We start from the raw sequence: 4,007 nt of genomic DNA, 5'->3' as shown, positions 1-4,007 counted from the left end.
AGCCGCGACGACGAGGCCCACTGCCTCCAGCAGCTCGGCCGCGGCGCGGAAGCCGCCGAACTCCACCGCAGGACGGCCGCGCTGCGCGGGCGGCGGCCGGCCGGCGGCCCCTGAGCCCGCCCCCCGCCCCGCACGCACGGCGCACGGCACCCTGGCCGAAGCGGATCACCGCGTGCTACGAAGAGCCATGAGCGCACACGAGACCCACGGGACGTACGACGCCGTCATCGTCGGCGGCGGGCACAACGGGCTGGTCGCCGCCGCCTACCTGGCCCGGGCCGGACGGTCGGTGCTCGTCCTGGAGCGGCTGGACCACACCGGCGGCGCGGCCGTCTCCACCCGTCCGTTCGCCGGCGTGGACGCCCGGCTGTCCCGCTACTCCTACCTGGTCAGCCTGCTGCCGCGGAAGATCGTCCAGGACCTCGGGCTGGACTTCCGGCTGCGCACCCGCACCATCTCCTCGTACACGCCCGTCGAACGGGACGGTGTGCCCACCGGGCTGCTCGTGGGCGGGGGAGAGGAGCGCACCCGCGAGGCGTTCGCCCGGCTGACCGGCTCCGAGCGCGAGTGGGAGGCCTGGCAGCGCTTCTACGGCATGACCGGCCGCCTCGCCCGGCGGGTCTTCCCCACGCTCACCGAGCCGCTGCCCACCCGGGAGGAGCTGCGCCGCCGCGTCGACGACGAGGAGGCCTGGCGGATCCTGTTCGAGGAACCGATCGGCGTCGCCGTCGAGGACCGCTTCGCCGACGACCTGGTGCGCGGCGTGGTCCTCACCGACGCCCTCATCGGCACCTTCGCGGACGCCCACGATCCCTCCCTGGCGCAGAACCGCTGCTTCCTGTACCACGTGATCGGCGGCGGCACCGGCGACTGGGACGTGCCGGTCGGCGGCATGGGCGCCCTGACCGACGCCCTCGCGGCCGCCGCACACCGGGCGGGCGCCGTCATCGCCACCGGCCACGAGGCGGTACGGGTGGCGAGCGACGGCCGCAGCGCCGAGGTCACCTACCGCACCCGGAACGGCGAGGGCACCGTCGGCGCCCGGCACGTCCTGGTGGGCGCCTCCCCGCAGGCCCTGGCCACGCTGACCGGCGACACCCCGCCCGAGCCCGCCGAGGGCGCCCAGCTGAAGGTGAACATGCTGCTCGAGCGGCTGCCCAGGCTCCGCGACACCTCCGTCGACCCGCGCGAGGCCTTCTCCGGCACCTTCCACATCGCCGAGGGCTACGAGCAGCTGGCCACCGCCCACGCCCGGGCCGCCGCCGGCGAGCTGCCCGCCGCGCCGCCCTCCGAGATCTACTGCCACTCCCTGACCGACCCCACGATCCTCGCCCCCGACCTGGTCGAACGCGGTTACCAGACGCTCACCCTGTTCGGCCTGCACACCCCCGCCCGGCTCTTCGCCCGCGACAACGACGCCGTCCGCGACGAACTGCTGAAGTCGACGCTCGCGCAGCTCGACGCCCACCTCGCCGAGCCGCTCGCCGACTGCCTGGCGACCGACGCCGAGGGGCGGCCCTGCATCGAGGCGAAGACCCCGCTGGACCTGGAGCGGGACCTGCGCCTGCCCGGCGGCAACATCTTCCACCGGACGCTGAGCTGGCCGTACGCCCAGGAGGGCACCGGCCGCTGGGGCGTGGAGACACGGCACGCCAACGTGCTGCTGTGCGGCGCGGGCGCGGTGCGCGGCGGCGGGGTCAGCGGGGTGCCCGGGCACAACGCGGCCATGGCGGTCCTCGAAGGCCCGGGCGGCTGAATGCCTCCGGCCGGGCGGGGCACTCCGACAGGGCGAAGACATCCGTACGACCGGCCGTCCGGCGGACGGCCGCACCCCCCCACGGGAGGCTCCCATGGCCGACCTCAGCCCGATCGACCTGCAGAAGGCCCTCAGCGGCATGGACTACCCGACGGACAAGCAGCACCTGGTGGAACGTGCCCGCAGGAACAAGGCCGACCAGAAGATCGTCAGCCGTCTCGACGGACTGAAGCAGGACCACTTCGACGGACCGAACGAGGTGCAGAAGGCCGTCTTCAACGAGTGACGGCCACGCCCCCGCCACCGGGCCCGCCGTCCCCGCCGGACGGCGGGCCCGCGGCGGTGCCCGGTACCGCGGCGGACGGCAGCGCGTGCAGGGTTCCGCCGGACGAGGCGGCGTGCACGCTTCGGCCGCCGGGGGCGCAGACCGTCGCCAGGACCTGGCCGCCGAGGTCGAAGCTCTGCAGTGACGCCCCGTCCGCCGCGTCCAGCAGGTGCAGCCGGCCGTTCCAGCCGCCCGCGTACACCGCGGCGCCGTCGGTGCACAGCGTGAAGAACTCCTCCCGCCTCCCGTGCCGCACGCGCCAGCGCGGCTCGCCGGTCGTCGCGCCGTGGCAGTGGACCGTCCCCGCGGCGTCCCCGGTGATCACCGTGTCGGCCACGCGGACGGGCGGGGCCACCACGGGTGCGCCGAGCCGGTCCTCCCACACGGTGGAGCCGTCGGCGGCGGCCAGACACCTCAGGGTGCCGTCGCCGTCGGCGACCACGAGGTGCTCCTCCAGCGGCAACGGCGGCGCGAGGACCGGGGCCGGCAGCCGTGCGGGCGCCCTCCAGGACAGCGCCCCGCCCTCGTCGTCGACGGCGAGGATCTCCCTGCCCCGCGCGGCCGACAGGTACACGTGCCGGGCCCCGGCCGCGACGGGCACGGCCGGGGCACCCGAGGTGTCGGCGAGGGGGCCCGTCTGCCACCACAGACAGCGCGTGACCGCGTCGAAGTGGTGCAGCAGGCCGCCGGCGTCGCCGAGGAACACGCTCTGCCCGCGCAGCACCACCCGGGCCCGGCTGAGGCTGCCCGGGGGAGCGGCCCACCACATGCGGTGCTCCCGTGTGCTCCAGGACTCCAGCCGGTCGCCGGAGTCGCACACCAGCAGCACGTCCCCGTCCGCGCACAGCCGCACCGGCGCCGTGAAGCCCGTGCGGCGGGCCGTCTCCTGCCCCGTGGCGCCGTCCAGCCAGCGCACCGTGCCGCTGCCGTCGGCGGCGACCACGTCCCCCTCCCCGGTGGCCACCACACTGTGCGGCCACTCCCCGACCCCGGCGCTCCAGTTGCGCCGCCCGGGGCGGAACGGCACGGTCAGGTCGGCGGCGTTGCCCGCCCCGGCCAGGAAGTCCCGCAGCTGCGCGCGGTAGGCGGCCAGGGTGCGGGCGACGTCGGCCGGCAGCCGCAGGGCGCCCGGCCGGCCGAAGCCCTCGGCGACTTCGTCCAGCCGCGGCCGGTCGGCCGGGTCCTCCGCCAGGCAGGCGCGGATCAGCCCGACTGCACTGTTCCCCCCGATACGGTCGCCGACGACCGCTGTTGCACGTGAATCAGACATGGGAAGGCCCGGACGGAAGGCGGCCATGACAGAACGCAGATCCCGGAATCCCCAATCCGGTCGCGGATTCACCCGCTCTCTTGCGAGGAGGTTCCGGCATTCACGCCGGGGAGGAATTGCATCCCTCGGCAGTGACGCGGAGCGTCGCCACATCCGGATTCCGGGGGGCGGAGCGCCCCGGCAGTGCCCGGCGGAGCCGGGCGAACGTGTGTGCTCTCGTTCGCCGCCCGGGGTGATCGTGGCGGAGGGGGCGTGCGGGTGTGCGGGGGCCGTGCGTACGGTCAGTTGGCCGGAGTCGGCTGATCGGGAACACGGGTGGGGGTGACGGGTGTGGCGGTGGCGCGGGAGGCCGACGGGGCCGGGCACGCCCGATACACCTACCGGCTGCGGGTGTCGGCCACGGCCCGTACCGGGCTGGAGGGGGAGTGGGGGCGGTGCCGGTGGCTCTGGAACGAGTGCGTGGCCCGTTCCAGGAGGGCCCACGCCGCGGGGGAGGAGTGCGGTCCGGCCCGGCTGGACCGGATGCTGACCCGGGCCCGCGCGGTGACCCCGTGGCTGGCCGCGGGTGCCTCGGTGCCGCAGCAGCAGACCATCCGTGACTTCGCCGCCTCCCGCGCGAAGGCCCTGAAGGACCTCAAGGACCGGCTGCCCGCCAG

At 75.6% G+C, this 4,007-nt stretch carries 3 protein-coding genes and 1 pseudogene; 3 read left to right on the top strand and 1 reads right to left on the bottom strand.

The features are described from left to right. Nucleotides 1-187 precede the first annotated feature (187 nt). Nucleotides 188-1,756, top strand: coding sequence for a phytoene desaturase family protein (locus tag RH94_RS10765; protein ID WP_199880922.1), 1,569 nt, complete (start codon nucleotides 188-190; stop codon nucleotides 1,754-1,756). A 94-nt stretch (nucleotides 1,757-1,850) separates the two neighbouring features. Next, nucleotides 1,851-2,042, top strand: a complete 192-nt coding sequence (locus RH94_RS10760; RefSeq protein ID WP_073947405.1) for a DUF2795 domain-containing protein — start codon at nucleotides 1,851-1,853, stop codon at nucleotides 2,040-2,042. Here the strand turns inward: RH94_RS10760 and RH94_RS10755 are convergent. Further along, nucleotides 2,032-3,351, bottom strand: a complete 1,320-nt coding sequence (locus RH94_RS10755) for an outer membrane protein assembly factor BamB family protein (protein WP_158073041.1) — start codon at nucleotides 3,349-3,351, stop codon at nucleotides 2,032-2,034. The two genes, RH94_RS10760 and RH94_RS10755, sit on opposite strands and share 11 nt — an antisense overlap. Nucleotides 3,352-3,666: 315 nt before the next feature. Between RH94_RS10755 and RH94_RS38665 the strand changes: the two are divergent. Next, nucleotides 3,667-4,007: pseudogene (locus RH94_RS38665) on the top strand (RNA-guided endonuclease TnpB family protein); the annotation flags it as partial.

Source organism: Streptomyces kebangsaanensis, from assembly GCF_001906585.1.
GTDB classification, from domain to species: Bacteria; Actinomycetota; Actinomycetes; order Streptomycetales; family Streptomycetaceae; genus Streptomyces; species Streptomyces kebangsaanensis.
This window is presented reverse-complemented; position numbering and strand designations above follow the sequence as displayed.

Excerpts from the sequence above, each read along its gene's own strand:
- RH94_RS10755 (WP_158073041.1), bottom strand. The coding sequence starts at position 3,351 with ATGTCTGATTCACGTGCAACAGCGGTCGTCGGCGACCGTATCGGGGGG.
- RH94_RS10765 (WP_199880922.1), top strand. The coding sequence starts at position 188 with ATGAGCGCACACGAGACCCACGGGACGTACGACGCCGTCATCGTCGGC.
- RH94_RS10760 (WP_073947405.1), top strand. The coding sequence starts at position 1,851 with ATGGCCGACCTCAGCCCGATCGACCTGCAGAAGGCCCTCAGCGGCATG.